This is a genomic window from Pseudomonas brassicacearum subsp. neoaurantiaca, assembly GCF_013608025.1.
Taxonomy (GTDB): domain Bacteria; phylum Pseudomonadota; class Gammaproteobacteria; order Pseudomonadales; family Pseudomonadaceae; genus Aquipseudomonas.
Window position 1 is genome coordinate 42,195 of the sequence record NZ_VDLV01000002.1, and the last position, 22,267, is coordinate 64,461.

A 22,267-nucleotide genomic window follows, 5' to 3' on the forward strand; every position below is an offset into this window, starting at 1 on the left:
TAAAGTCCAGTATGGATTTATAAGTACAAATTCAGTCGCGCCTATTTTTCTCTGCCAAACCAACAACAATCTGCGAGAGAACGACCATGAAAAAACTCCCCCTCATCACCGGCCTGGCCCTGAGCCTGTTGGCCTCCAGCAGTCTGTTCGCCGCCGAGAAAACCTTGCGCATCGGTATCGAGGCGGCTTATCCGCCGTTTGCTTCCAAGACCTCGGAAGGCAAGATTGAAGGTTTCGACTACGACATCGGCAATGCCTTGTGCGCGCAAATGCAGGTCAAATGCGAGTGGATCGAAGGGGAGTTCGACGGGCTGATCCCATCGCTGAAAGTGAAGAAGATCGACCTGGCGCTGTCGTCCATGACCATCACTGAAGAGCGCAAGAAGTCGGTGGACTTCACCCACAAGTACTATTTCACTTCGTCGCGGCTGGTGATGAAGGAAGGTGCTGTAGTGGATGACCAATACGCCAGTCTCAAGGGCAAGACCGTCGGCGTGCAGCGCGCTACCACCACCGATCGTTTCGCCACGGAAGTCTTCGAGCCCAAAGGCGTGACGGTCAAGCGCTACAGCAACAACGAAGAAATCTACATGGACTTGGCGTCGGGTCGCCTGGACGCGATTTTTGCAGACACCATCCCGCTGGAAGACTTCCTGTCGATGCCTCGTGGCAAGGGTTACGCGTTTGTCGGGCCGGAGCTCAAGGATCCGAAATACGTGGGGGAGGGCGCCGGGATCGCGGTGCGCAAGGGCAATACACAGTTGGTGGCGGATTTGAACAAGGCCATCGATGGGATTCGGGCCAATGGCGAGTATCAGAAGATCCAGGCCAAGTATTTCAAGTCGGATATCTACGGCGACTGATCGATAGCCTTCGCGAGCAGGCTCGCTCCCACAGTGGATCTCAGGTTCTTTGTGGGAGCGAGCCTGCTCGCGAAGATGTCAGCGAAGGCAACACAAAACCTCAGCCCTTCAGTTCCTTCAGATGCTTGTACACCGTCGCCCGCCCCATATTCAGCACATTCGCCACATAATTGGACGCGCTCTTGCCTTTGAACGCGCCTTCGGCATGCAGCGCCAGCACCAGCTCGCGTTTATGGTCGCGGGTCAACAGGTTCAGGCTCAGTTGACGCTCGCGCATCCAGGCGTGGAGAAAGGTGTTGATCCGCTCCTGCCAATCATCGCGAAACAGCGAGTCCGGCTGCGCAATCAATTTGTTCGGCGACAGGAACAGGTCCAACGCCGCCTTGGCGTTTTCGAACAGCGAGATATTCAGGTTGATGCACAGCACCGCCAACGGGCGACCCTTGGCATCTCGCAACACGCTGCTGAGACTGCGGATTTTCTGCCCGTCCCAATTCAGCTTCTCGTAAGGCCCAATGTTTCGTTCGCTGACGTCTTCGCTGAGCATGTCTTCCAAGGATGAGTCATCGCCAATTTCGCGCTTGGACAGGTTGTTGGCGATGTAATCGACCCGTTGCGTGCGCAGGTCGTGCAGCACCACTTCGGCGTGGGGATAGAAAAGCGTGGCGATCGCATCGGCAATGGTGCGGAAATTATCCAGCGCCGGATCGGCTTGCGGGGCATTCATGACAGGACTCCAGGCAGTCAGCGCCCCGTGAAGCAGGGGCGCGAGGGAGTGTGCCGCAATCGTGGCGATGCGTCACCTCGGTGAAGATCAGCCCAGGCGTGCGGGCGACAGCATCGCGGCGTTCAAGCCGAAGCGGGCCAAGGGCTCGGGCAGTGGTTCGCCGCGCACCAGCGCCGCGCTGGCCTGGCCCATGGCCGGGGAGGTCTGGATGCCGTAGCCGCCCTGGGCCGCGACCCAGAAAAAACCCGGTATCTGCACATCGAAACCGGCCAGCAGATCACCGTCATGCACGAAGCTGCGCAGTCCCGCCCAGGTGCGGGTCGGGCGGCGGATGGTCAGCGTGGTGGCTTCTTCGATCTGGTAGATGCCCATGGCGATGTCCAGCTCTTCGGGCTGCACGTCGTGGGGCTCGACCGGGTCGGCATTGGCGGGCGAACCGAGGAACATGCCGGCGTCCGGTTTCATGTAGAAAGATTCGTCGAGGCTCACCAACATCGGCCAGTCATGAATATCCACGCCCTCGGGGCCGGCAAAAATGAACGCTGCCCGCCGCTTCGGTTGCAGGCCCAGCTTGCGTGCGCCGGCCATTTCAGCCACTTGGTCGGCCCAGGCGCCGGCCGCGTTGACCAGCACGGGCGCGCGGAAGGTCTGGCTGGCGGTCCTGACCTGCCATTGCCCTTGATCGTCGCGGATCAAGTCGAGCACTTCGCTGTCGGTGTGCACCTCGCCGCCGCTGCGACGGATGCCGCGCAAGTAACCCTGGTGCAGCGCATCGGTGTCGATGTCGCAGGCCGTGGGGTCATAGATCGCGCCGTGGACTTTTTCCCGGCGCAGGATCGGCAGCCGCACGCAGGCTTCTTCGGCATTGAGCAACTGCATCTGCGGTACCGTGGCCTTGGCACTGAGGTATTGGTTGTTCAGTTCGGTCGGGTCACCGGTGAAATCCACGGTCATTTCGCCGCGCGGCGTGAGCAGCGGATGTTCGCAGAAGCCGGTTGGCGGGGCGTCGAAAAAATCCCGGCTGGCTTGGGTCAGCGCGCGCACCTGTGGTGTGCCATAAGCGGCGGTGTACAGCGCCGCCGAACGGCCGGTGGAGTGGTAGGCGGGGTGCGACTCGCGTTCAAGCACGATGACCCGGCCGTGGGGCGCCAACCAGTAGCCGGTGGAAGCACCGGCGATGCCGCCGCCGATGATGATAAAGTCTGCTTGTGTCATGAAGCTCTCCTGTCGAGCACATTGCCGGGAGTTTCCGAGAACCTGTGGGAGCGAGCAGGCTCGCTCCCACAAGGGGAAATGGTGTGTCAGCTGTGTAACCGATACAGCGCATTCGCCAGCGCAACATCTTCCAGCCCCAACCCAATGGAACGGAAGAACACATGACGTTCAAAGTTTGGTCGGGCCACCCGTTCGCTCAGCAGCTCGGGCAAGTCACCCACAATGCTCGACGGCTCCCAACCATGCTGTTCAGCGGCAATCAACATCTCGCCAGCCGAGCCCGGGGTGGTCTGACGATAGTCGCAGAACACGTCCATATCGTTGAGGCGCTCGGGCGGGATTTCATGGGCGCGCGGGGCGTTGGTGCTGATCGAAGTGATCAGCGCCGGTTTACCCAGCGTTTGCGGATCAAACACTGCTTTGGCGGATGAGGTGCAGAGCATCACCACGTCAACGTCGTGCAGCGCGGCTTCGAGGGTGTCGACGAGTTGCAGACGAGGATCCAGGCTTGTTATCGAGGCAAGTTGTTCTGCCGACCTGGCTTTCAGGCCTGGCGAATAGAGACTGATGGCTTGCCAATCCCGCAGACCCTTGACGTATTGCACATGCGCCCGCGCCACCGCGCCACTGCCGATCACTGCCAGGCGCTTGGCCTTGAGTGGGGCGAGGGCGTCGACGGCGACGGCGGTAGTGGCGGCGGTGCGGACCGTCGTCAGCTCGGCGGCATCGCACAACAGTAGCGGCTGGCCGGTTTGCATCGACATCAACAAAGTCCAGGCGGTGACCAAAGGACCCTGTTCACGGACGATATACGGTGAAGTCTTGACCCCGTAGACCTGGTCTTCAGCCAGCACGCCCAAGTAATTGATGAAATCCCCGGCACCTTGGGGGAATACCACCAATTGCTGGGACGGCTGCACCGCTTGCCCGGCAGCGAGGTCGCGGAACAGCTTGCGAAGGATCTGCGGCACATCGACGTTTTCGAGCAGCGCTCGGGCCTGGGCTTGGGTCATGACATGAGGCGTGCTGGTCATCGTGTGCTCCGGATGCCTGGACTAAACTAATTTGTCCATTATGGACTTTTAGTTTATTCGAGCAATATCCCCAGGCAAAAAAAAGCGCAGCCTGTATTGGCTGCGCTTTTCGTGTCGTTGGGATGATTACGGGCGTTTGCGCTCAACCGGTCGCAGCAGATGAGTCGGTGGCATCTCGCAACTGATCTTGCGGCCCAGCAGCGCCTCGATCGATGGCAACTGGTAGGAGTCGTCCTCGCCGGCGAAGCTGATCGAGACGCCTGCGGCCCCGGCACGACCGGTGCGGCCAATACGGTGCACGTAATCGTCGGGCACTTCCGGCAAGGTGAAGTTGATCACGTGGCTGATGCCGTCGATGTGAATGCCGCGACCGGCCACGTCGGTGGCAACCAGCACGCGGATCTTGCCTTCGCGAAAACCTTCGAGGGTCTTGATGCGCTTGTGCTGCGGTACGTCCCCGGAGAGCTGGGCGGCGTTGACGCCATCACGCACCAGGCGTTCCTCGATGCGGCGCACTTCGTCCTTGCGGTTGGCAAACACCATCACCCGCTCCCAACCGTTGTCGTTGACCAGGTTGTAGAGCAGCTTGTACTTGTCGGCACCGGCAACGGCGTAGATATGCTGCTCGACGTTCTCGCTGGCGACGTTCTCGGCTTCGATCTCGACGATGGCCGGATCGGTGGTCCACTGCTTGGCCAGGTTCATCACGTCTTCGGTGAAGGTGGCTGAAAACAGCAAGGTCTGGCGTTCGCTTTTCGGCGGGGTCTGGCGAATGATCTGGCGCACCTGCGGGATGAAACCCATGTCGAGCATGCGGTCGGCTTCGTCCAGCACCATCACCTCGACCATGTCCAGGTGCACGTCGCCGCGCTGGTTGAAGTCCAGCAGACGGCCGGGCGTGGCCACGAGGATGTCACAGTGGCGGGCTTCGAGGTGTTTGAGTTGCTTGTCGAAATCCATGCCGCCCACGAACGTCATCACGTTCAGGCCGGTGTACTTGGTCAGGTCGGCGGCGTCCTTGGCGATCTGCACCACCAGCTCGCGGGTCGGCGCGATGATCAGCGCCCGCGGCTCACCCATGTAGCGTTCCTTGGGCGGCGGGGTCTGGAGCAATTGGGTGATGATCGAAATCAGGAACGCGGCGGTCTTGCCGGTGCCGGTCTGGGCGCGACCGATGGCGTCTTTGCCGGCGAGGGTGTAACCGAGCACTTGCGCCTGGATCGGCGTGCAATAGGGGAAACCCAGGTCCTGGATGGCGTGCATCAGTTCAGGGGCGAGCTTGAAATCGTGGAAGCGGGTCTTGCCTTCCTGGGGTTCTACGACGAAATCTTCAAGCTTCCAGGCAACGACGGGCGGTTTTGGTGCGCGTTCGCGGCGTGGCCTTGGTGCTTCGCTACGTGGCTCTTCCTGGGCCGATGCGGCGACAGGCTGGGCAGCGGGTGAGGTCGTTGGCGTGGTTTTGGCCTGCGCAACCGGCGGAGCGGTCCGGCGCGGTTGTTGCGCATCGGTGCGGCTCGGGGCTTGGACTGGCGCGCTGGAAACAGGCGCGAGCTGCTCGGCCTCGCTTTTACCGAACATCTTCTTGAGTGCTTTGAGCACGGTCATCTCATCGATTGGTTAAGGAATGTACGCCGGCCAGTGTAATGCAAGAAACGGGCGCGGCGTAGTGTGATCATCAAAGCGCTGGCGTGGCGATTTGCCTCTTAGCGCAGCCGTTCGGCCAGCCAGGCGCCGATGTCGCGAATCTCCTCGGGTAACACTTCGTGGCCCATTGGGTATTCCTGCCATGTCACGGTGACACCATGGTGTTTCAAATACTCCTTGGCCGTCCTGCCCATGGGGTTGAGTACCACTTCATCGTATTGCCCGTGCAGCGCCAGGACCGGGATGCGTTGTTGACTGGCAGACAGTTGCAGTTCTTCGCTGAACGTTGGCGCGTAGGTAGACAATGCGATCACGCCCCCCAGCGGTCCCTGCCATTTTACAAAAGCAGTGTGATAAACCACCGCGCCGCCCTGGGAAAACCCTGCCAGGAAAATCCGCGAGGCGTCTATTCCGCTGGTTCGCTGGGTATCGATCAGATCGATGACCCGTTGCGCCGAGGCTTCCAACTGGTCTTCGTCAATGGCTCGGGCCGGGCTCAGGGCGCGGATGTCATACCAGCTGGGCATGGCATAGCCGCCGTTGATCGTTACAGGCTGGGTCGGTGCCTGGGGCAGAACGAAACGCGTCGTGAGCAGGCTTTCCTGCAACATTTCGGCGACCGGCAGGAAATCAAAACGATCGGCGCCCAGGCCGTGGAGCCATATAACGCAGGCATCGGCGGTGCCGGAGGGCTCGAGAATCAAGGGGTCGGACATGGTGTGCTCCAAAAATGTGCGGGCGCGCTCAATCAGTGCGTGATTACGGTGCGGGCTTGGTGTCTCAGTTAATTAGATGTCGCAATACTACAACTTTTTGTCTTGACCTCTTCAGTAAGGGGCAAGCGCAGCGGTGTGGTACGGGCTTTGCTATGGGTGTAGCTGAGTGATGATTCTTACGCTGCGCGGTAACACTATCAGCTCGACGCGACGCATGGGATATCAGAAATCCGGTGATGGATGTTCGCCAATAGCCGCTACGGGCTTCGCGAACGTGAAGGGCTACAGCCCGTTCGGCCGATTGGTGAGAAGTGAGCAGCCCCACTGTTTATTGGCGCTCTCATTAATAGACTCATAGCGAAGGCCCAGACGTCGGTTGACCCTAAAAAAAGCCAACAAGGGTCGGCAATGCCCCAAAAGGGTGCGACAGGGCTCGAGCTCCGACACAACAAGAGCAAAACTGGAGGTTTGAATGAAGTTACTGAAATCCACCCTGGCAGTCGTAACTGCAGCAGCAGTCCTCGGCGTCAGCGGGTTCGCTCAGGCGGGTGCAACCCTGGATGCCGTGCAGAAGAAAGGTTTTGTGCAATGTGGTGTTAGTGATGGCTTGCCGGGTTTCTCGGTGCCTGATTCCACCGGCAAGATCGTTGGTATCGACGCTGACTTCTGCCGCGCCGTTGCCGCTGCAGTATTTGGCGATGCTTCCAAGGTCAAGTTCAGCCAGTTGAACGCCAAGGAGCGCTTCACCGCGCTGCAGTCCGGCGAAATCGATCTGCTTTCGCGCAACTCCACCATGACCAGCTCCCGCGACGCAGGCATGGGCTTGAAATTCCCAGGCTTCATTACTTACTACGACGGCATCGGCTTCCTGGCCAACAGCAAGTTGGGCGTCAAGAGCGCCAAGGAACTGGACGGTGCAACCATCTGCATCCAGGCCGGTACCACCACCGAGCTGAACGTGTCCGACTACTTCCGCGCCAATGGCCTGAAGTACACCCCGATCACTTTCGACACTTCCGATGAAAGCGCCAAGTCGCTGGAATCCGGTCGTTGCGACGTGCTGACCTCCGACAAGTCTCAACTGTTCGCCCAGCGCAGCAAGCTGGCTTCGCCGAAGGACTACGTGGTTCTGCCGGAAACCATTTCCAAGGAGCCACTGGGCCCGGTCGTGCGTAACGGCGACGACGAGTGGCTGGCCATCGTGCGTTGGACTGGCTACGCCATGCTCAATGCCGAAGAGGCTGGTGTGACTTCGGCGAACGTCGAAGCCGAAGCCAAATCCACCAAGAACCCAGACGTCGCTCGTATGCTGGGCGCTGATGGTGAATACGGCAAAGATTTGAAGCTGCCGAAAGACTGGGTCGTGAAGATCGTCAAGCAAGTAGGTAACTACGGCGAGATGTTCGAGCGCAACCTGGGCAAGAAAACTCCGCTGGAAATCGATCGCGGCCTGAACGCTCTGTGGAACGCAGGCGGCATTCAATACGCACCACCAGTGCGCTGATGGTTCTATCACCCGGTGGGCCAACCACCGGGTGATGTTCTGTTCCATTCTTTGCGGGGCACTTCATGCAAAATTCAATCGGCGCACCTAAGCAGAGGCTCAGCCTCAGCGATCCACGAGTGCGTGCGTGGGTATTTCAGATCGTCACCATCGTGGCGGTCATCGCACTGGGCTGGTTTCTGTTCGATAACACGCAGACCAACCTTGCACACCGGGGCATCACTTCCGGTTTCGGCTTTCTGGAGCGCAGTGCCGGGTTCGGCATCGCCCAACACCTGATCGACTACACCGAAGCGGACAGTTATGCCCGCGTCTTTGTCATCGGTTTGCTCAATACTCTGTTGGTGACCTTCATTGGCGTGATCCTGGCGACCATCCTGGGGTTCATCATCGGCGTCGCACGCTTGTCGAAGAACTGGATAATCTCCAAGCTGGCGACCGTCTACGTGGAGGTCTTTCGTAACATCCCACCGCTGTTGCAAATCCTGTTCTGGTACTTCGCCGTATTCCTGACGATGCCGGGACCACGGGCTGCCCACAACTTCGGCGACACCTTCTTCGTCAGCAGCCGTGGCCTGAACATGCCGGCGGCGCTGGTGGCGGAAGGGTTCTGGCCGTTCGTGATCAGCATCGTGCTGGCGATTGTTGCGATCGTGCTGATGACCCGCTGGGCCAACAAGCGTTTCGAAGCGACGGGCGAGCCGTTCCACAAGTTCTGGGTCGGCCTGGCGCTGTTCCTGGTGATCCCTGCACTTTGCACCCTGGTTTTCGGGGCGCCTGTGCATTGGGAGATGCCGGAGCTCAAGGGCTTCAACTTCGTTGGCGGCTGGGTGTTGATCCCTGAGCTGCTGGCGTTGACCTTGGCCTTGACCGTGTACACCGCGGCGTTCATCGCCGAGATCGTGCGTTCGGGTATCAAGTCGGTCAGCCATGGCCAGACCGAGGCGGCTCACTCCTTGGGGCTGCGCAACGGTCCGACGTTGCGCAAGGTAATCATCCCGCAGGCCCTGCGCGTGATCATCCCGCCGCTGACCAGCCAATACCTGAACCTGGCGAAGAACTCTTCCCTGGCGGCCGGTATCGGCTACCCGGAAATGGTCTCGCTGTTTGCCGGCACGGTGTTGAACCAGACCGGCCAGGCCATCGAGGTGATTGCGATCACCATGAGCGTGTACCTGGCGATCAGTATCAGCATTTCCTTGCTGATGAACTGGTACAACAAGCGCATTGCGCTGATCGAGCGGTGAGGAAAAGCGCATGACATCCCATACTTTCAAACCTGATATGCCGCCACCGAGCAAAGTGTTCGGACCGGTGGCATGGATGCGCGCGAACATGTTCTCCAGCTGGATCAATACGCTGCTGACGCTGTTCGCGTTCTACCTGATCTACCTGATCATCCCGCCGATCCTGGATTGGGCGATCCTGGATGCCAACTGGGTAGGGACCACGCGCGCCGATTGCACCAAGGAAGGCGCGTGCTGGGTGTTCATCCAGCAGCGCTTCGGCCAGTTCATGTACGGCTACTACCCGACGGAGCTGCGCTGGCGCGTAGACCTCACCGTCTGGTTGGCCGTGATCGGCGTGGCGCCGCTGTTCATCTCGCGCTTCCCGCGCAAGGCGATCTACGGCCTGAGCTTCCTGGTGGTGTACCCGATCGTCGCCTGGTGCCTGTTGCACGGTGGCGTGCTGGGCCTGGCTACCGTGGCAACCAGCCAATGGGGCGGCCTGATGCTGACCCTGGTGATCGCCACCGTCGGCATCGCCGGCGCCTTGCCGCTGGGTATCGTCCTGGCGCTGGGCCGTCGCTCGAACATGCCGGCTATCCGTGTGGTCTGCGTGACCTTCATCGAGTTCTGGCGCGGTGTGCCGTTGATCACGGTGCTGTTCATGTCCTCGGTGATGCTGCCGCTGTTCCTGCCTGAAGGCATGAACTTCGACAAGCTGCTGCGGGCACTGATCGGCGTGATCCTGTTCCAGTCGGCTTACGTGGCCGAAGTGGTGCGCGGTGGCTTGCAAGCGATTCCCAAGGGGCAATACGAAGCGGCCGCGGCGATGGGCCTGGGCTACTGGCGCAGCATGGGCCTGGTGATTTTGCCGCAAGCCCTGAAGCTGGTGATCCCGGGTATCGTCAACACGTTCATCGCATTGTTCAAGGACACGAGCCTGGTGATCATCATCGGCCTGTTCGACTTGCTCAACAGCGTGAAACAAGCTGCCGCCGACCCGAAATGGCTGGGCATGGCCACCGAAGGCTATGTATTCGCCGCCCTGGTGTTCTGGATTTTCTGTTTTGGTATGTCCCGCTATTCCATGCATTTGGAACGCAAGCTGGACACTGGCCACAAGCGTTAGGAGTTGACTCATGAGTGAAGCGATCAAACAGCCTGTGAGCCCTGAAGGCATTATTCAGATGCAGGGCGTGAACAAGTGGTACGGCCAGTTCCACGTGTTGAAAGACATCAACCTGAACGTCAAGCAGGGCGAGCGCATCGTGCTGTGCGGCCCGTCGGGTTCCGGCAAGTCCACCACCATCCGCTGCCTCAACCGCCTGGAAGAGCACCAGCAGGGTCGCATCGTGGTCGATGGCGTGGAACTGACCAACGACCTCAAGCAGATCGAGGCGATCCGTCGTGAAGTCGGCATGGTGTTCCAGCACTTCAACCTGTTCCCGCACCTGACCATCCTGCAGAACTGCACCCTGGCGCCGATGTGGGTGCGCAAGATGCCCAAGCGCAAGGCCGAGGAAATCGCCATGCATTACCTGGAACGCGTTCGCATTCCAGAGCAGGCGCACAAGTACCCGGGCCAGCTCTCCGGCGGTCAGCAACAGCGCGTGGCGATCGCCCGTGCCCTGTGCATGAAGCCGAAGATCATGTTGTTCGACGAACCGACCTCGGCCCTCGATCCGGAAATGGTGAAAGAGGTTCTCGACACCATGATCGGCCTGGCTGAAGACGGCATGACTATGCTCTGCGTGACCCACGAAATGGGCTTTGCCCGCACCGTGGCCAACCGCGTGATCTTCATGGACAAGGGTGAAATCGTCGAACAGGCCGCGCCGAACGACTTCTTCGACAACCCACAGAACGACCGCACCAAGCTGTTCCTGAGCCAGATCCTGCATTGATCTGACTCAGCGGCGAAATAAACCCGGACTTGTCCGGGTTTATTTTTGTCCGTAGGTCAGATTCTCCGTGTCGCGTTCGGGATGACGACTCGACAACAGTTGCTGCAAATCGGCTCCGTCACTCAGCGCATGGACCTCGGCCATCAAATGCGGATGATGATCAAGCAGCCGCATCAACACGAATAGCGATTGAGCCGGGGCGACTTCGCCGCGTTCATAGCGCGAAAAAGCGTTATGTCCGCCTCCGGACAACAGCTTCACTGCGTCTTTTTGCGTCAGGTGCAGTTTGCGCCGGATGCGTTTGATCTCGGCACCTACTGCCAGCGCGTAATCTTCGAGCAACTGGTCGCTGGCTTTGGAATAACGCTCGGCACTGTCAGTGTCATGATCGAATTCGATCTCACCGCAAATCCGGCATTCCCATCCGCAGATATCGTGTACTTGCCGAGCCACCTGCTTATAGTCGACCGTAAAGGTACGACCGCTGAAGTGATGCATCGCTTCGTGGCTGCCGCAGCTGGCACATTGCTGGGTTTTCACTGATTCTTCTCCTTGAAGGAAACCACCGGATGCCCACCGCCGGGACGGTAAGACACTTTGATGTAAATCTCCCTATCTTGAAATGTGGCGTGATAGACGTCTTGCCAGATTCGGTGATCGGCATAGGTAGTCATCGATTTATGCAACATCCTGTATTCGAGCAAGTGAACGATCCGTAGCATCTGGGCAAGACTCAGCGACATCCTTCGTCCTCCCTCTCGCGCACTAAGCGTGAACGCCTTGCTTCCCAGCCTGCGAGTTTCGGCCTTGACCACTGCCAGGTCGTAATAGGCTGTGCTCTTTTCCATAAAGAAGTCATTTACTCCGTTTTTAAAACTACCCTAAAAGGGTAATTCGATCCAATCGAAAATTCAGATTTCTTGTCTCCAATACAACGTAGGCGGTTGCCGTCCTACACGAAGCTGACTAACATGTCAGAAAATTCATCCTATGATTGGATGAAAAGGCGAATCTCATGTCCGACATTTCTCCATTGATAAAGCGCTCCTTGGTCGACCAGGCCCTGGAACAATTGCGTCAACGCATCAGCGACGGCGTGTGGGCCGTTGGCCAGCGCTTGCCCACCGAGCCGGAGCTGGTGGCGGAGCTGGGCATCAGCCGCAACACCGTGCGCGAAGCCATGCGCGTGCTGGCGTTTTCCGGGTTGATCGAGATCCGCCAGGGCGATGGCAGTTATGTCCGCGCGGTGGTCGATCCGCTGGATACGCTCAAGGCGCTGTCGCGCTGTTCGCTGGAACAAGCCCGGGAAACCCGGCACATTCTTGAGGTGGAAGCGATTGGGTTGGCGGCGTTGCGGCGTACCGAGGACGACCTGGTTGCCTTGCGCCAAGCGTTGAAAACCAGCGGCGAGCATTACCACGGCGACCTGGAGCACTACATCGCCTGCGATCTGATCTTCCATCGCCTGTTGGTGGACGCCGCGCACAACCCGGCCCTCAGCGAGCTGTATCGCTATTTTTCCAGCGTGATCGGCGCGCAGTTGCGCCAGAGCCTCAACATTATTCCTCGCCATCAACACGTGTTCGATTTGCACATCGAGATTCTCGAAGCCGTCGAGCGACAGGATCCGGAGCGGGCCAAGTCCCTGTGCCGGCAGTTGATCAATGAACCCTGACCCGAGCTTTCCATGTCCCGCGATCCCATAGCGCACACGACCGCCGCCGCGCATAAGCGCGCCGCCGAACTTGACGAATTGCTGATCGATGCCGAAGCCGACGACGAGCAAACCCAGCAGAGCCACCCGTTGGTGCGTCGGCCCTGGCTGTTGTTGCTCGGGCTGATCCTGGTGGCGTTGAATCTGCGCCCGGCGCTGTCGAGCATGGCGCCGCTGCTCAGCGACGTTTCCAGGAGTCTTGGTCTGTCGGCTGCGCAAGCTGGACTGTTGACCACGCTGCCGGTGCTTTGCCTTGGCCTGTTCGCGCCGTTGGCGCCGGTGCTGGCGCGGCGTTTCGGTGCCGAGCGTGTGGTGCTGGGGATCTTGCTGACGTTGGCCGGCGGAATCGTCCTGCGCAGTTCGTTCGGCCAGATCGGTTTGTTCGCCGGTAGCATCCTGGCGGGCGCGAGTATCGGGATCATCGGCGTGCTGTTGCCGGGTATCGTCAAGCGCGACTTTGCCAAACAGGCTGGCACCATGACCGGTGTCTACACCATGGCGCTGTGCCTGGGTGCTGCGATGGCGGCCGGGGCGACGGTCCCGCTGAGCGAACACCTTGGCGATAGCTGGGCCTTGGGATTGGGGTTCTGGGTGGCCCCGGCGCTGCTCGCGGCAGTCTTCTGGCTGCCACAAGTTGGCCAGAAACACGGTGCCCACCAGGTGGCGTACCGGGTCCGCGGCTTGTTGCGTGATCCGTTGGCCTGGCAAGTGACCTTGTACATGGGCTTGCAATCGTCCCTGGCCTACATCGTATTCGGCTGGCTGCCCTCGATCCTTATTGGCCGGGGGCTGAGCCCGACCCAGGCTGGGCTTGTGCTGTCCGGCTCGGTCATCGTGCAGTTGATCAGTTCGCTGGCGGCGCCCTGGCTGGCAACGCGTGGCAAGGATCAGCGCCTGGCCATCGTGATCGTCATGCTCATGACGCTTGGCGGCTTGTTCGGTTGCCTCTACGCGCCCGTCGAGGGTTTGTGGGGCTGGGCGATCCTGTTGGGATTGGGGCAGGGCGCGACGTTCAGCCTGGCGCTCACCTTGATCGTGTTGCGTTCGCGGGACGCCCATGTGGCCGCCAACCTGTCAGGCATGGCTCAGGGCTTTGGTTATACGCTGGCGTCGCTGGGGCCTTTTGCGGTGGGCGTGGTCCATGACTTGACCGGCGGCTGGAATGCCCTGGGCTGGATCTTCGGCGTGATTGGCCTGGGGGCAATCATCGCCGGCATGGGGGCTGGACGGGCATTGTATGTGGGTGTGGTCAGCGAACGAGTCACGGATCGTCGTTGATATCATTTTCATGGCGAATGACGGTGGTCTTCCCCGCAACGGCAGATTATCGTGCAGGCCTACTGAAACGTTTCGGAGCCTGCCCATGAGTGATGCCCACAACGCCTTGATCACCCGTTTTTACCAGGCCTTCCAGCGCCTGGACGCCGAAGCCATGAGCGCTTGCTATACCGATGACGTGGTGTTCAGCGATCCGGCGTTCGGCGAACTGCGCGGGCGCGATGCCGGCGACATGTGGCGCATGCTGACGACCCGGGCCAAGGACTTTTCCCTGACCTTCGACAACGTGCGCAGCGACGAGCACAGTGGCGGTGCACATTGGGTGGCGACGTACCTGTTCAGCCAGACCGGCAACATTGTGGTCAACGACATCCAGGCGCGCTTCGTCTTTCGTGATGGCAAGATCTGCGAGCACCACGACAGCTTCGATTTATGGCGCTGGTCTCGCCAGGCGTTGGGCACCAAGGGCCTGCTGCTGGGTTGGACGCCGTTGGTGCGCAACGCCGTCAGGGCCCAGGCGCTCAAGGGGTTGCGGGCGTTCCAGGCCAGTCGCTGATAAGATCGCGGCTTGTTTCCTACGTGCTTGCTGAACATCCGTGACGACCGCAAACGAATCCTCCGACTTGTGCGTGCCCGAGTCGACCGAGCCGGGCAAGCCTTGGTTCGTCTATCTGGTGCGGGCCGCCAACGGCTCGCTGTACTGCGGCATCAGCGATGACCCGGTGCGGCGCTTCGCCAAGCATCAAAGTGGCAAGGGCGCACGCTTTTTCCTTTCAAGCCCGGCAGTGGCTCTGGTGTATACCGAGGCCTGTCGTGACAAGGGTGAGGCCTTACGCCAGGAGCGGCTGATCAAGAAGCTTAGAAAAAGCGCCAAGGAATGCCTGGTGGCCAGCGCAACGGCGCTCGATCAACCGCACTAATAGTCCTTCATTCAGGCGGGTAGGCTGTTGCTCCTTGGCGCGCTAAAGTGCGGGACTTCCTACCTGCATTGGCGAATCTCATGTCAGAGCTGATTCTTCACCACTACCCGACATCTCCTTTCGCGGAAAAGGCCCGCCTGCTGCTGGGTTTCAAGGGCTTGGCCTGGCGTTCGGTGAACATCCCGCCGATGATGCCCAAGCCCGACCTGACAGCATTGACGGGCGGCTATCGCAAGACGCCGGTGTTGCAGGTCGGCGCGGATATTTATTGCGACACGTCGCTGATAGCCCGCCGGCTGGAGCAGGAAAAAGCCTCGCCTGCGCTGTTCCCGGAAGGCCGTGAAATGATCGCAGCGTCTTTCGCGGCGTGGGCTGATTCGGTGGTGTTCCAGCACGCGGTGAGCCTGGTGTTCCAGCCTGAATCGGTGGCAGTGCGTTTTGCCAGGTTGACGCCTGAAGCCATCAAGGCGTTCATCAGCGACCGCGCCGGGCTGTTCAGTGGCGGCACGACCACGCGTCTGTCTGCCGAGCAGGCCAAGCATCAGTGGCCGACGATCATGGCGCGGCTCGAGCAGCAATTGCAGCGCGAAGAAGGGGACTTCCTGTTGGGCGATCCGTCGATTGCCGACTTCGCCATGGCGCATCCGCTGTGGTTCCTCAAGGGCACGCCGGTCACCTCGCCGTTGGTGGATGAGTATCCGGCTGTATCGGCTTGGCTGTCGCGGGTGCTGGGTTTTGGTCACGGCGCGCCGAAAGAAATGAGCTCCGGAGAGGCGTTGGATGTGGCCCGCAACGCTGTACCGGCGGCGCTGCCGGACGAACTGTTCGATGAGCCTAATGGATTCGTGGCAGGGCAGCAGGTGACCATCGCCGCGACTGACTACGGCGTCGATCCTGTGGCGGGGGAATTGTTGTTTGCCGGGCGCGAAGAACTGATCCTGCGCCGTGAAGATGAGCGCGGCGGCGTTGTGCATGTGCACTTTCCGCGGTTTGGCTTCCGAATCGAGGCTCAATGAACAACCAATGACTCTGTGGGAGCGAGCTTGCTCGCGATAGCGCTAGACCAGTCACCACGATGTTGAAATGTTGGTCCGCTATCGCGAGCAAGCTCGCTCCCACAAGGGTTATGTTGTTCGCGGGAGCTGCGTTTGCCGCTAATCACTGTGTGGGAGCGAGCCTGCTCGCGAAGGGGCCGTTACTGTTGGCGGATTGTCTTAAATCGTGGACAGGGCCTTGAGAATATTCTCCGGCTCATACCCGCGAATCAACGTGCCATTTACGTCCAGGATCGGAATCCCTCGACCACCCAGCGCCTCGTAGGTCTTGCGCGCCTCGGCGTCTTTCTCGATATCGAACTCGCGAAACGGTACGCCTTTCTCGTCCAGGAAGCGCCGGGTGGCCTTGCAGTAGCCACACCAATCGGTGGCATACAGCACGACGCGGGCATTGCTGCGAATCTGCTCTGAAACCATCTGCGACGGATTGAACACCCGCTCGATCTTGCCCCAATTCTGGTAAGCCACCACCACCAGAAGAACCAGCAGGCATTTCTTCAGCACACCACTGAGCATCAATTGCGGCGCTTGAGCTGATCGGTCAGCGACGTCGGCAACCCCTTGATGATCAACGTACCTGCCTCTTCGTCGTACTCGATCTTGGAGCCCAGCAGGTGCGCTTCGAAGCTGATGGACAAGCCTTCGGCGCGGCCGGTGAAGCGGCGGAACTGGTTGAGGGTGCGTTTATCCGCCGGAATCTCTGGCGAAAGGCCGTAGTCCTTATTGCGGATATGGTCGTAGAAGGCTTTCGGGCGATCCTCGTCGATCAGTTCGGAGAGTTCTTCCAGGCCCATGGGTTCGCCGAGCTTGGCCTGGCTGCTGGCGTAATCCACCAGGGTCTTGGTTTTTTCCCGGGCGTCGTCTTCGGGCAGGTCTTCGCTCTCGACGAAGTCACTGAAGGCCTTGAGCAGCGTACGGGTTTCGCCGGGGCCGTCGACGCCTTCCTGGCAGCCGATGAAGTCGCGAAAGTACTCCGAGACTTTCTTGCCGTTCTTGCCCTTGATGAACGAAATGTACTGCTTGGATTGTTTGTTGTTCTGCCATTCCGACACGTTGATCCGTGCCGCCAGGTGCAGTTGGCCCAGATCCAGGTGACGGGACGGGGTGACGTCCAGCTCGTCGGTGACGGCAACGCCTTCGCTGTGGTGCAAAAGGGCGATGGCCAGGTAGTCGGTCATGCCTTGCTGGTAATGGGCGAACAGCACATGACCGCCCACCGACAGGTTGGACTCTTCCATCAGTTTTTGCAGATGCTCCACCGCCACGCGACTGAACGCGGTGAAATCCTTGCCGCCATCCAGGTACTCCTTCAGCCAGCCGCTGAACGGATGCGCCCCGGACTCGGCGTGGAAGAAACCCCAGGCCTTGCCTTGTTTGGCGTTATAGCTTTCATTGAGGTCGGCGAGCATGTTCTCGATGGCCGTGGACTCAGCCAGTTCGGAGTCGCGGGCGTGGAGCACAGCAGGCGTGCCGTCGGGTTTTTTGTCGATCAGGTGGACGATGCAATGACGGATCGGCATGGATTTCTCGGCTGATGAAAGAGAGGAGGGCACGCTCCCCGAAAAAGGGCCCAGTGTACCGCAATCACTGGTTTTGCAACGCGTCGAAGGCCCTTTCAGACCCGTGCGACGCCTCGCGAGGGTTTTTTTACCGATTTAGCGCAATAAAGCTGACCAAATGGGTAGGTAGAGGCGGATATTTCACAGGCGTTGTGCTAGTTTTGCCCGGTCTTACGCGATGTCACTGCGTTAAGCGTGCATTCAGCATTTGTCAGGTCGAACCAAACCCGGATTTCGGCATCTATTACCCCGATCCGTCGTGGTGATGACCGAGGGCGGCTGATCAGATTGATCGGGCTCGATGGCTGACACTGCACTCTGCAATCCATATGAATTTGATAGGGAAGGAACACTACATGGCTCTTACTAAAGACCAACTGATCGCTGATTTGGCTGAATCTGTAGACGCACCAAAAGCTACCGTGCGTGCTCTGCTGGACCAACTGGGCCAAGTCGTTGCCGATCAGCTGGAAAACGGCGGCGAACTGACCTTGCCAGGCGTTGGCAAGCTGAAAGTCACCGAGCGTCCTGCCCGTACCGGTCGCAACCCTTCGACTGGCGCAGCCATCGAAATCCCGGCCAAGAAAGTGATCAAGCTGGTTGTGGCCAAAGGCCTGACCGACGCTGTGAACAAGTAAGACGCAGCGATAAAAAAACCGTGCTTCGGAGCGATCCGGACACGGTTTTTTTGTGCCTGTGATTCTGTATCGACGCTGTTGTCATTGTGGGAGCGAGTTTGCTCCCACCTTGGTCTGAGTCGTATTAGCGGACCCAGCGCTCACGCCGCCATATCTGCTGCTCGGACTTGGTCTGGAAAGTCCACGCCACAAAACGGCTCTGCTTCTGCCCCTGCGACATCTCCACCACCTGGCTCTCCAGCGCGCCAGCCTTTTTCAGCGCGGTTTCGATGGCCGGCAGGTTCGAGGCTTTCGATACCAACGTGCTGAACCACAAGACCTTGTGTTGGAAGTTCGCACTTTCGGCAATCAGCTGCGTCACAAAACGCGCTTCACCGCCCTCACACCATAGTTCTGCCGATTGCCCGCCAAAGTTCAGCACCGGCAGCTTGCGTTTCGGGTCAGCCTTGCCCAAGGCGCGCCACTTGCGCTCGCTGCCCTTGGTCGCTTCTTCCATCGAGGCATGGAACGGCGGGTTGCACATGGTCAGGTCGAAGCGCTCGCCCGGTTCCAGCAGGCCGATAAGGATGTGCTTGCGGTTTTCCTGCTGGCGCAGCTGGATGACCTTGCTCAAGTCGTTGGATTGAACGATGGCCCTGGCGGCCGCGACCGCTGTCGGGTCGATCTCGGAGCCGAGGAAGTGCCAACGGTATTCGCTGTTGCCAATCAGCGGGTAAACGCAATTGGCGCCCATGCCGATGTCCAGCACATTGACGATCGCACCACGCGGCACCTTGCCGTCGTTCATGCTCGCCAGCAGGTCAGCGAGAAAGTGCACGTAATCGGCGCGGCCTGGAACCGGAGGGCAGAGGTAATCCGCCGGGATGTCCCAGTGCTGGATACCATAGAACGCCTTGAGCAATGCCCGGTTGAACACTCGCACCGCGTCGGGGCTGGCGAAGTCGATGCTTTCCTTGCCGTACGGGTTGGTGATCACGTACTTCGCCAGTTCCGGCGAGGTCTTGATCAGCGCCGGGAAGTCGTAACGACCCTGATGGCGATTGCGCGGGTGCAGGCTGGCCTTCTCCCGCGGCGCCACGGGTTTGGCCTCGGTGGCGGGCTTGGTCTTCTGACGGGCAGGTTTTGGAGCGCGAGGGGCAGTCATGGGCGGGTCGATTCGGGGAGGGTTCAGAAATTGGCGGACATTGTCCCACTATTCAAATGTGGGAGCGAGCTTATGTGGGAGCGAGCTTGCTCGCGATAGCGGTGGGTCAGCTTGCCCCCATGTTGAATGTACTGCCGTCATCGCGAGCAAGCTCGCTCCCACAAAGGTTTTTCATTGTCTGGTAGAAAAGGGCGGGCATAAAAAAGGAGGTCCGACTGGACCCCCTTTTTCATTGCGAACCACCGTTACAGGCTGGAGATCCGCGCGTGCTGCTCGGCCAGCTTGCCCAGGGCCTGTTCGGCCTCGGCCAGCTTGGCGCGTTCCTTCTCGATGACTTCTGCCGGCGCCTTGTCGACGAAGCCGGCGTTGGACAGCTTGCCGCCGACCCGCTGGACTTCGCCCTTCAGGCGCAGGATTTCCTTGTCCAGGCGCGCCAGTTCGGCAGCCTTGTCGATCAGGCCGGCCATCGGCACCAGCACTTCCATCTCGCCAACCAGTGCGGTGGCTGACAGCGGCGCTTCTTCACCCGCAGCCAATACTGTCACCGATTCAAGCTTCGCCAGCTTCTTGAGCAGTGCTTCGTTCTCATTGAGGCGACGCAGGTCTTCGGCGTTGGCGTTTTTCAGGAACAGAGTCAGCGGCTTGCCTGGGCCGATGTTCATTTCGGCGCGGATGTTGCGCAGGCCGAGCATGAAGGTCTTCAACCATTCGATGTCGTCTTCCGCTGCCGGATCGATGCGGCTCTCGTTGGCCACCGGCCACGGTTGCAGCATGATCGTCTTGCCTTGGATACCCGCCAACGGTGCGATGCGCTGCCAGATTTCCTCGGTGATGAACGGCATGAACGGATGTGCCAGGCGCAGGGCCACTTCCAGCACGCGAACCAGGGTGCGACGGGTGCCGCGCTGGCGTTCGACCGGAGCGTTTTCGTCCCACAGCACAGGCTTGGACAGTTCCAGGTACCAGTCGCAATACTGGTTCCAGATGAACTCGTACAGCGCTTGTGCGGCCAGGTCGAAACGGAATTGGTCGAGCTGGCGGGTCACTTCGGCTTCGGTGCGTTGCAGCTGGGAAATGATCCAGCGATCAGCCAGGCTCAGCTCGTAGGCCTCGCCGTTCTGGCCGCAGTCTTCGCCTTTGTCCAGCACGTAGCGCGCGGCGTTCCAGATCTTGTTGCAGAAGTTGCGATAGCCTTCGACGCGACCCATGTCGAACTTGATGTCGCGACCGGTAGACGCCAACGAGCAGAAGGTGAAACGCAGGGCGTCGGTGCCGTAGCTGGCGATGCCCTCGGCGAATTCTTCGCGGGTGGCTTTCTCGATCTTCTTCGCCAGTTTCGGCTGCATCAGGCCGGAGGTGCGTTTCTGCACCAGGGTTTCCAGGTCGATGCCGTCGATGATGTCCAGCGGGTCCAGGACGTTACCCTTGGACTTGGACATCTTCTGGCCCTGGCCGTCGCGCACCAGGCCATGGACATAGACGGTCTTGAACGGCACTTGCGGGGTGCCGTCCTCGTTCTTCACCAGGTGCATGGTCAGCATGATCATCCGGGCGACCCAGAAGAAAATGATGTCGAAACCGGTGACCAGCACGTCGGTGGAGTGGAATTTCTTCAGGAACTCGGTCTGTTGCGGCCAGCCCAGTGTGGAGAAGGTCCACAGGCCCGAGCTGAACCAGGTATCGAGGACGTCGTTGTCCTGGGCCAGCGACACGTCCGGGCCAAGGTTATGCTTGGCGCGGACTTCGGCTTCATCGCGGCCGACGTAGACCTTGCCCGACTCGTCGTACCAGGCCGGGATGCGATGGCCCCACCACAGCTGACGGCTGATGCACCAATCCTGGATGTCGCGCATCCACGAGAAGTACATGTTTTCGTATTGCTTGGGCACGAACTGGATGCGGCCATCTTCGACGGCGGCAATCGCCGGTTCGGCCAAAGGCTTGGTGGACACGTACCATTGGTCGGTCAGCCACGGCTCGATGATGGTGCCGGAGCGGTCGCCTTTCGGGACCTTCAGGGCGTGATCGTCGACGCTGACCAACAGGCCGGCGGCCTCGAATGCCGCAACGATCTGCTTGCGCGCCTCGAAGCGGTCCAGGCCGGCGTATTCAGCCGGGATCTGGCCGTCGACGCTTTCGTTCAGGGTGCCGTCGAGGTTGAACGCCTGGGCGGCCGGCAACACATTCGCGTTCTTGTCGAAGATGTTCAGCAGCGGCAGGTTGTGGCGCTTGCCGACTTCATAGTCGTTGAAATCGTGGGCCGGGGTGATCTTCACGCAGCCGGTGCCGAATTCCGGGTCGCAGTAGTCGTCGCCGATGATCGGGATGCGGCGGCCAACCAGCGGCAGCTCGACGAACTGGCCGATCAGGGCCTTGTAGCGCTCGTCGTTCGGGTTCACCGCCACGGCGGAGTCACCCAGCATGGTTTCCGGACGCGTGGTGGCGACGATCAGGTAATCCTTGCCTTCAGCGGTTTTCGCGCCGTCGGCCAGCGGGTATTTCAGGTTCCACAAGAAACCTTTCTCGTCGTGGTTCTCCACTTCGAGGTCGGAAATGGCCGTGTGCAACTTGGTGTCCCAGTTGACCAGGCGCTTGCCGCGATAGATCAGGCCGTCTTCATGCAGTCGTACGAAGGCTTCCTTCACCGCTTCCGAGAGGCCGTCGTCCATAGTGAAACGCTCGCGGCTCCAGTCCACGGACGAGCCCAGGCGACGGATCTGGCGGCTGATGTTGCCACCGGATTCGTCTTTCCATTCCCAGACTTTCTCGAGGAATTTCTCGCGACCGAGGTCATGGCGATTCTGGCCCTGGGCTTCGAGGCGGCGTTCCACCAGCATCTGCGTGGCGATACCGGCGTGGTCGGTGCCCGGCTGCCACAAGGTGTTGCGACCTTGCATGCGACGGAAACGGATCAGGGCGTCCATGATCGCGTTGTTGAAACCGTGGCCCATGTGCAGGCTGCCGGTGACGTTCGGCGGCGGGATCATGATGGTGTAGGAATCGCCCGCGCCTTGCGGAGCGAAATAATTCTCGGACTCCCAGGTGTTGTACCAGGAAGTTTCAATGGCGTGCGGCTGGTAGGTCTTATCCATGCGCGGCGGGACCCTATTGGCATTTATTCAGGAA

Annotated in this window: 22 protein-coding genes; 11 read left to right on the forward strand and 11 right to left on the reverse strand. The window is 60.0% G+C overall.

Features of this window, described 5'->3' with window-relative positions:
• Positions 1–86: 86 nt before the first annotated feature.
• Positions 87–863 carry an ABC transporter substrate-binding protein gene (locus FHK92_RS01605; RefSeq protein ID WP_181286508.1) on the forward strand — a complete coding sequence of 259 codons (777 nt, stop codon included), beginning with the start codon at positions 87–89 and terminating at the stop codon, positions 861–863.
• A gap of 100 nt (positions 864–963) precedes the next feature.
• On the opposite strand, the gene FHK92_RS01610 is transcribed toward FHK92_RS01605, so the two are convergent.
• From FHK92_RS01610 to FHK92_RS01630, 5 genes are all read right to left on the reverse strand, one after another.
• Complete coding sequence (locus tag FHK92_RS01610; RefSeq protein WP_181286509.1) at positions 964–1,590, reverse strand: helix-turn-helix transcriptional regulator; 627 nt, start codon at positions 1,588–1,590, stop codon at positions 964–966.
• Positions 1,591–1,677: 87 nt separating this feature from the next.
• Positions 1,678–2,805, reverse strand: coding sequence for an NAD(P)/FAD-dependent oxidoreductase (locus FHK92_RS01615; protein WP_181286510.1), 1,128 nt, complete (start codon positions 2,803–2,805; stop codon positions 1,678–1,680).
• Between the two features lie 86 nt (positions 2,806–2,891).
• Complete coding sequence (locus tag FHK92_RS01620) at positions 2,892–3,839, reverse strand: ornithine cyclodeaminase family protein (RefSeq protein ID WP_181286511.1); 948 nt, start codon at positions 3,837–3,839, stop codon at positions 2,892–2,894.
• Positions 3,840–3,965: 126 nt separating this feature from the next.
• Positions 3,966–5,444, reverse strand: coding sequence for an ATP-dependent RNA helicase RhlB (gene rhlB, locus FHK92_RS01625; protein ID WP_181286512.1), 1,479 nt, complete (start codon positions 5,442–5,444; stop codon positions 3,966–3,968).
• A 98-nt stretch (positions 5,445–5,542) separates the two neighbouring features.
• Positions 5,543–6,199 carry an alpha/beta hydrolase gene (locus tag FHK92_RS01630; protein ID WP_181286513.1) on the reverse strand — a complete coding sequence of 219 codons (657 nt, stop codon included), beginning with the start codon at positions 6,197–6,199 and terminating at the stop codon, positions 5,543–5,545.
• 472 nt (positions 6,200–6,671) lie between these two features.
• Between FHK92_RS01630 and FHK92_RS01635 the strand changes: the two genes are divergently transcribed.
• The 4 genes from FHK92_RS01635 (at position 6,672) to FHK92_RS01650 (ending at position 10,833) form a co-directional block, all read left to right on the forward strand.
• Positions 6,672–7,703 carry an amino acid ABC transporter substrate-binding protein gene (locus FHK92_RS01635; RefSeq protein WP_181286514.1) on the forward strand — a complete coding sequence of 344 codons (1,032 nt, stop codon included), beginning with the start codon at positions 6,672–6,674 and terminating at the stop codon, positions 7,701–7,703.
• A 65-nt stretch (positions 7,704–7,768) separates the two neighbouring features.
• Entirely contained in the window at positions 7,769–8,950 is a 1,182-nt protein-coding gene (locus FHK92_RS01640; RefSeq protein ID WP_181286515.1) for an amino acid ABC transporter permease, read from the forward strand.
• A gap of 10 nt (positions 8,951–8,960) precedes the next feature.
• Positions 8,961–10,058, forward strand: a complete 1,098-nt coding sequence (locus FHK92_RS01645) for an amino acid ABC transporter permease (protein WP_181286516.1) — start codon at positions 8,961–8,963, stop codon at positions 10,056–10,058.
• Between the two features lie 10 nt (positions 10,059–10,068).
• Positions 10,069–10,833, forward strand: a complete 765-nt coding sequence (locus tag FHK92_RS01650) for an amino acid ABC transporter ATP-binding protein (protein WP_003178331.1) — start codon at positions 10,069–10,071, stop codon at positions 10,831–10,833.
• A 39-nt stretch (positions 10,834–10,872) separates the two neighbouring features.
• On the opposite strand, the gene FHK92_RS01655 is transcribed toward FHK92_RS01650, so the two are convergent.
• Both FHK92_RS01655 and FHK92_RS01660 read right to left on the reverse strand, forming a co-directional pair.
• The gene (locus FHK92_RS01655; protein ID WP_181286517.1) at positions 10,873–11,373 is read right to left on the reverse strand and encodes a type II toxin-antitoxin system MqsA family antitoxin; all 501 of its coding nucleotides are present in this window, start codon (positions 11,371–11,373) and stop codon (positions 10,873–10,875) included.
• Entirely contained in the window at positions 11,370–11,681 is a 312-nt protein-coding gene (locus FHK92_RS01660; RefSeq protein ID WP_181286518.1) for a type II toxin-antitoxin system MqsR family toxin, read from the reverse strand. The genes FHK92_RS01655 and FHK92_RS01660 overlap by 4 nt, the downstream gene beginning before the upstream one ends.
• Positions 11,682–11,848: 167 nt before the next feature.
• Here FHK92_RS01660 and FHK92_RS01665 point away from each other — a divergent pair, with 167 nt between their 5' ends.
• The 5 genes from FHK92_RS01665 to FHK92_RS01685 all read left to right on the forward strand — a co-directional run bounded on the left by FHK92_RS01665 (position 11,849) and on the right by FHK92_RS01685 (position 15,761).
• Positions 11,849–12,508 carry a FadR/GntR family transcriptional regulator gene (locus FHK92_RS01665; RefSeq protein ID WP_181286519.1) on the forward strand — a complete coding sequence of 220 codons (660 nt, stop codon included), beginning with the start codon at positions 11,849–11,851 and terminating at the stop codon, positions 12,506–12,508.
• A gap of 12 nt (positions 12,509–12,520) precedes the next feature.
• On the forward strand, positions 12,521–13,825 hold the full coding sequence (locus FHK92_RS01670; RefSeq protein WP_181286520.1) for a CynX/NimT family MFS transporter: 1,305 nt from the start codon (positions 12,521–12,523) through the stop codon (positions 13,823–13,825).
• A gap of 85 nt (positions 13,826–13,910) precedes the next feature.
• A complete protein-coding gene (locus FHK92_RS01675; RefSeq protein ID WP_181286521.1) occupies positions 13,911–14,381 on the forward strand; it encodes a nuclear transport factor 2 family protein in 471 nt (156 codons plus the stop codon).
• Positions 14,382–14,421: 40 nt separating this feature from the next.
• Positions 14,422–14,745, forward strand: a complete 324-nt coding sequence (locus FHK92_RS01680; protein ID WP_181286522.1) for a GIY-YIG nuclease family protein — start codon at positions 14,422–14,424, stop codon at positions 14,743–14,745.
• Between the two features lie 80 nt (positions 14,746–14,825).
• Positions 14,826–15,761 carry a glutathione S-transferase family protein gene (locus FHK92_RS01685; protein ID WP_181286523.1) on the forward strand — a complete coding sequence of 312 codons (936 nt, stop codon included), beginning with the start codon at positions 14,826–14,828 and terminating at the stop codon, positions 15,759–15,761.
• A 198-nt stretch (positions 15,762–15,959) separates the two neighbouring features.
• Here FHK92_RS01685 and FHK92_RS01690 read toward each other — a convergent pair whose 3' ends face one another.
• Together FHK92_RS01690 and yejK are read right to left on the reverse strand one after the other, a co-directional pair.
• Positions 15,960–16,316, reverse strand: coding sequence for a glutaredoxin family protein (locus FHK92_RS01690; protein WP_181286524.1), 357 nt, complete (start codon positions 16,314–16,316; stop codon positions 15,960–15,962).
• Positions 16,316–17,320 (reverse strand): nucleoid-associated protein YejK, encoded by a 1,005-nt coding sequence (gene yejK, locus FHK92_RS01695; protein ID WP_014340016.1) that lies wholly within the window; start codon positions 17,318–17,320, stop codon positions 16,316–16,318. The genes FHK92_RS01690 and yejK overlap by 1 nt, the downstream gene beginning before the upstream one ends.
• Positions 17,321–17,715: 395 nt before the next feature.
• Here yejK and FHK92_RS01700 point away from each other — a divergent pair, with 395 nt between their 5' ends.
• Positions 17,716–17,997, forward strand: coding sequence for an HU family DNA-binding protein (locus FHK92_RS01700; RefSeq protein WP_030139622.1), 282 nt, complete (start codon positions 17,716–17,718; stop codon positions 17,995–17,997).
• Positions 17,998–18,121: 124 nt separating this feature from the next.
• Here the strand turns inward: FHK92_RS01700 and rlmF are convergent, their stop codons facing one another.
• A complete protein-coding gene (gene rlmF, locus FHK92_RS01705; RefSeq protein ID WP_181286525.1) occupies positions 18,122–19,141 on the reverse strand; it encodes a 23S rRNA (adenine(1618)-N(6))-methyltransferase RlmF in 1,020 nt (339 codons plus the stop codon).
• A gap of 245 nt (positions 19,142–19,386) precedes the next feature.
• A complete protein-coding gene (locus FHK92_RS01710; protein ID WP_181286526.1) occupies positions 19,387–22,233 on the reverse strand; it encodes a valine--tRNA ligase in 2,847 nt (948 codons plus the stop codon).
• Positions 22,234–22,267: the final 34 nt, after the last annotated feature.

Bases quoted from the DNA above. Each gene is read 5' to 3' on its own strand.
- FHK92_RS01605 (WP_181286508.1), top strand. From the start codon at position 87: ATGAAAAAACTCCCCCTCATCACCGGCCTGGCCCTGAGCCTGTTGGCC.
- FHK92_RS01610 (WP_181286509.1), bottom strand. From the start codon at position 1,590: ATGAATGCCCCGCAAGCCGATCCGGCGCTGGATAATTTCCGCACCATT.
- FHK92_RS01615 (WP_181286510.1), bottom strand. From the start codon at position 2,805: ATGACACAAGCAGACTTTATCATCATCGGCGGCGGCATCGCCGGTGCT.
- FHK92_RS01620 (WP_181286511.1), bottom strand. From the start codon at position 3,839: ATGACCAGCACGCCTCATGTCATGACCCAAGCCCAGGCCCGAGCGCTG.
- rhlB (WP_181286512.1), bottom strand. From the start codon at position 5,444: ATGACCGTGCTCAAAGCACTCAAGAAGATGTTCGGTAAAAGCGAGGCC.
- FHK92_RS01630 (WP_181286513.1), bottom strand. From the start codon at position 6,199: ATGTCCGACCCCTTGATTCTCGAGCCCTCCGGCACCGCCGATGCCTGC.
- FHK92_RS01635 (WP_181286514.1), top strand. From the start codon at position 6,672: ATGAAGTTACTGAAATCCACCCTGGCAGTCGTAACTGCAGCAGCAGTC.
- FHK92_RS01640 (WP_181286515.1), top strand. From the start codon at position 7,769: ATGCAAAATTCAATCGGCGCACCTAAGCAGAGGCTCAGCCTCAGCGAT.
- FHK92_RS01645 (WP_181286516.1), top strand. From the start codon at position 8,961: ATGACATCCCATACTTTCAAACCTGATATGCCGCCACCGAGCAAAGTG.
- FHK92_RS01650 (WP_003178331.1), top strand. From the start codon at position 10,069: ATGAGTGAAGCGATCAAACAGCCTGTGAGCCCTGAAGGCATTATTCAG.
- FHK92_RS01660 (WP_181286518.1), bottom strand. From the start codon at position 11,681: ATGGAAAAGAGCACAGCCTATTACGACCTGGCAGTGGTCAAGGCCGAA.
- FHK92_RS01665 (WP_181286519.1), top strand. From the start codon at position 11,849: ATGTCCGACATTTCTCCATTGATAAAGCGCTCCTTGGTCGACCAGGCC.
- FHK92_RS01670 (WP_181286520.1), top strand. From the start codon at position 12,521: ATGTCCCGCGATCCCATAGCGCACACGACCGCCGCCGCGCATAAGCGC.
- FHK92_RS01675 (WP_181286521.1), top strand. From the start codon at position 13,911: ATGAGTGATGCCCACAACGCCTTGATCACCCGTTTTTACCAGGCCTTC.
- FHK92_RS01685 (WP_181286523.1), top strand. From the start codon at position 14,826: ATGTCAGAGCTGATTCTTCACCACTACCCGACATCTCCTTTCGCGGAA.
- FHK92_RS01690 (WP_181286524.1), bottom strand. From the start codon at position 16,316: ATGCTCAGTGGTGTGCTGAAGAAATGCCTGCTGGTTCTTCTGGTGGTG.
- yejK (WP_014340016.1), bottom strand. From the start codon at position 17,320: ATGCCGATCCGTCATTGCATCGTCCACCTGATCGACAAAAAACCCGAC.
- FHK92_RS01700 (WP_030139622.1), top strand. From the start codon at position 17,716: ATGGCTCTTACTAAAGACCAACTGATCGCTGATTTGGCTGAATCTGTA.
- rlmF (WP_181286525.1), bottom strand. From the start codon at position 19,141: ATGACTGCCCCTCGCGCTCCAAAACCTGCCCGTCAGAAGACCAAGCCC.
- FHK92_RS01710 (WP_181286526.1), bottom strand. From the start codon at position 22,233: ATGGATAAGACCTACCAGCCGCACGCCATTGAAACTTCCTGGTACAAC.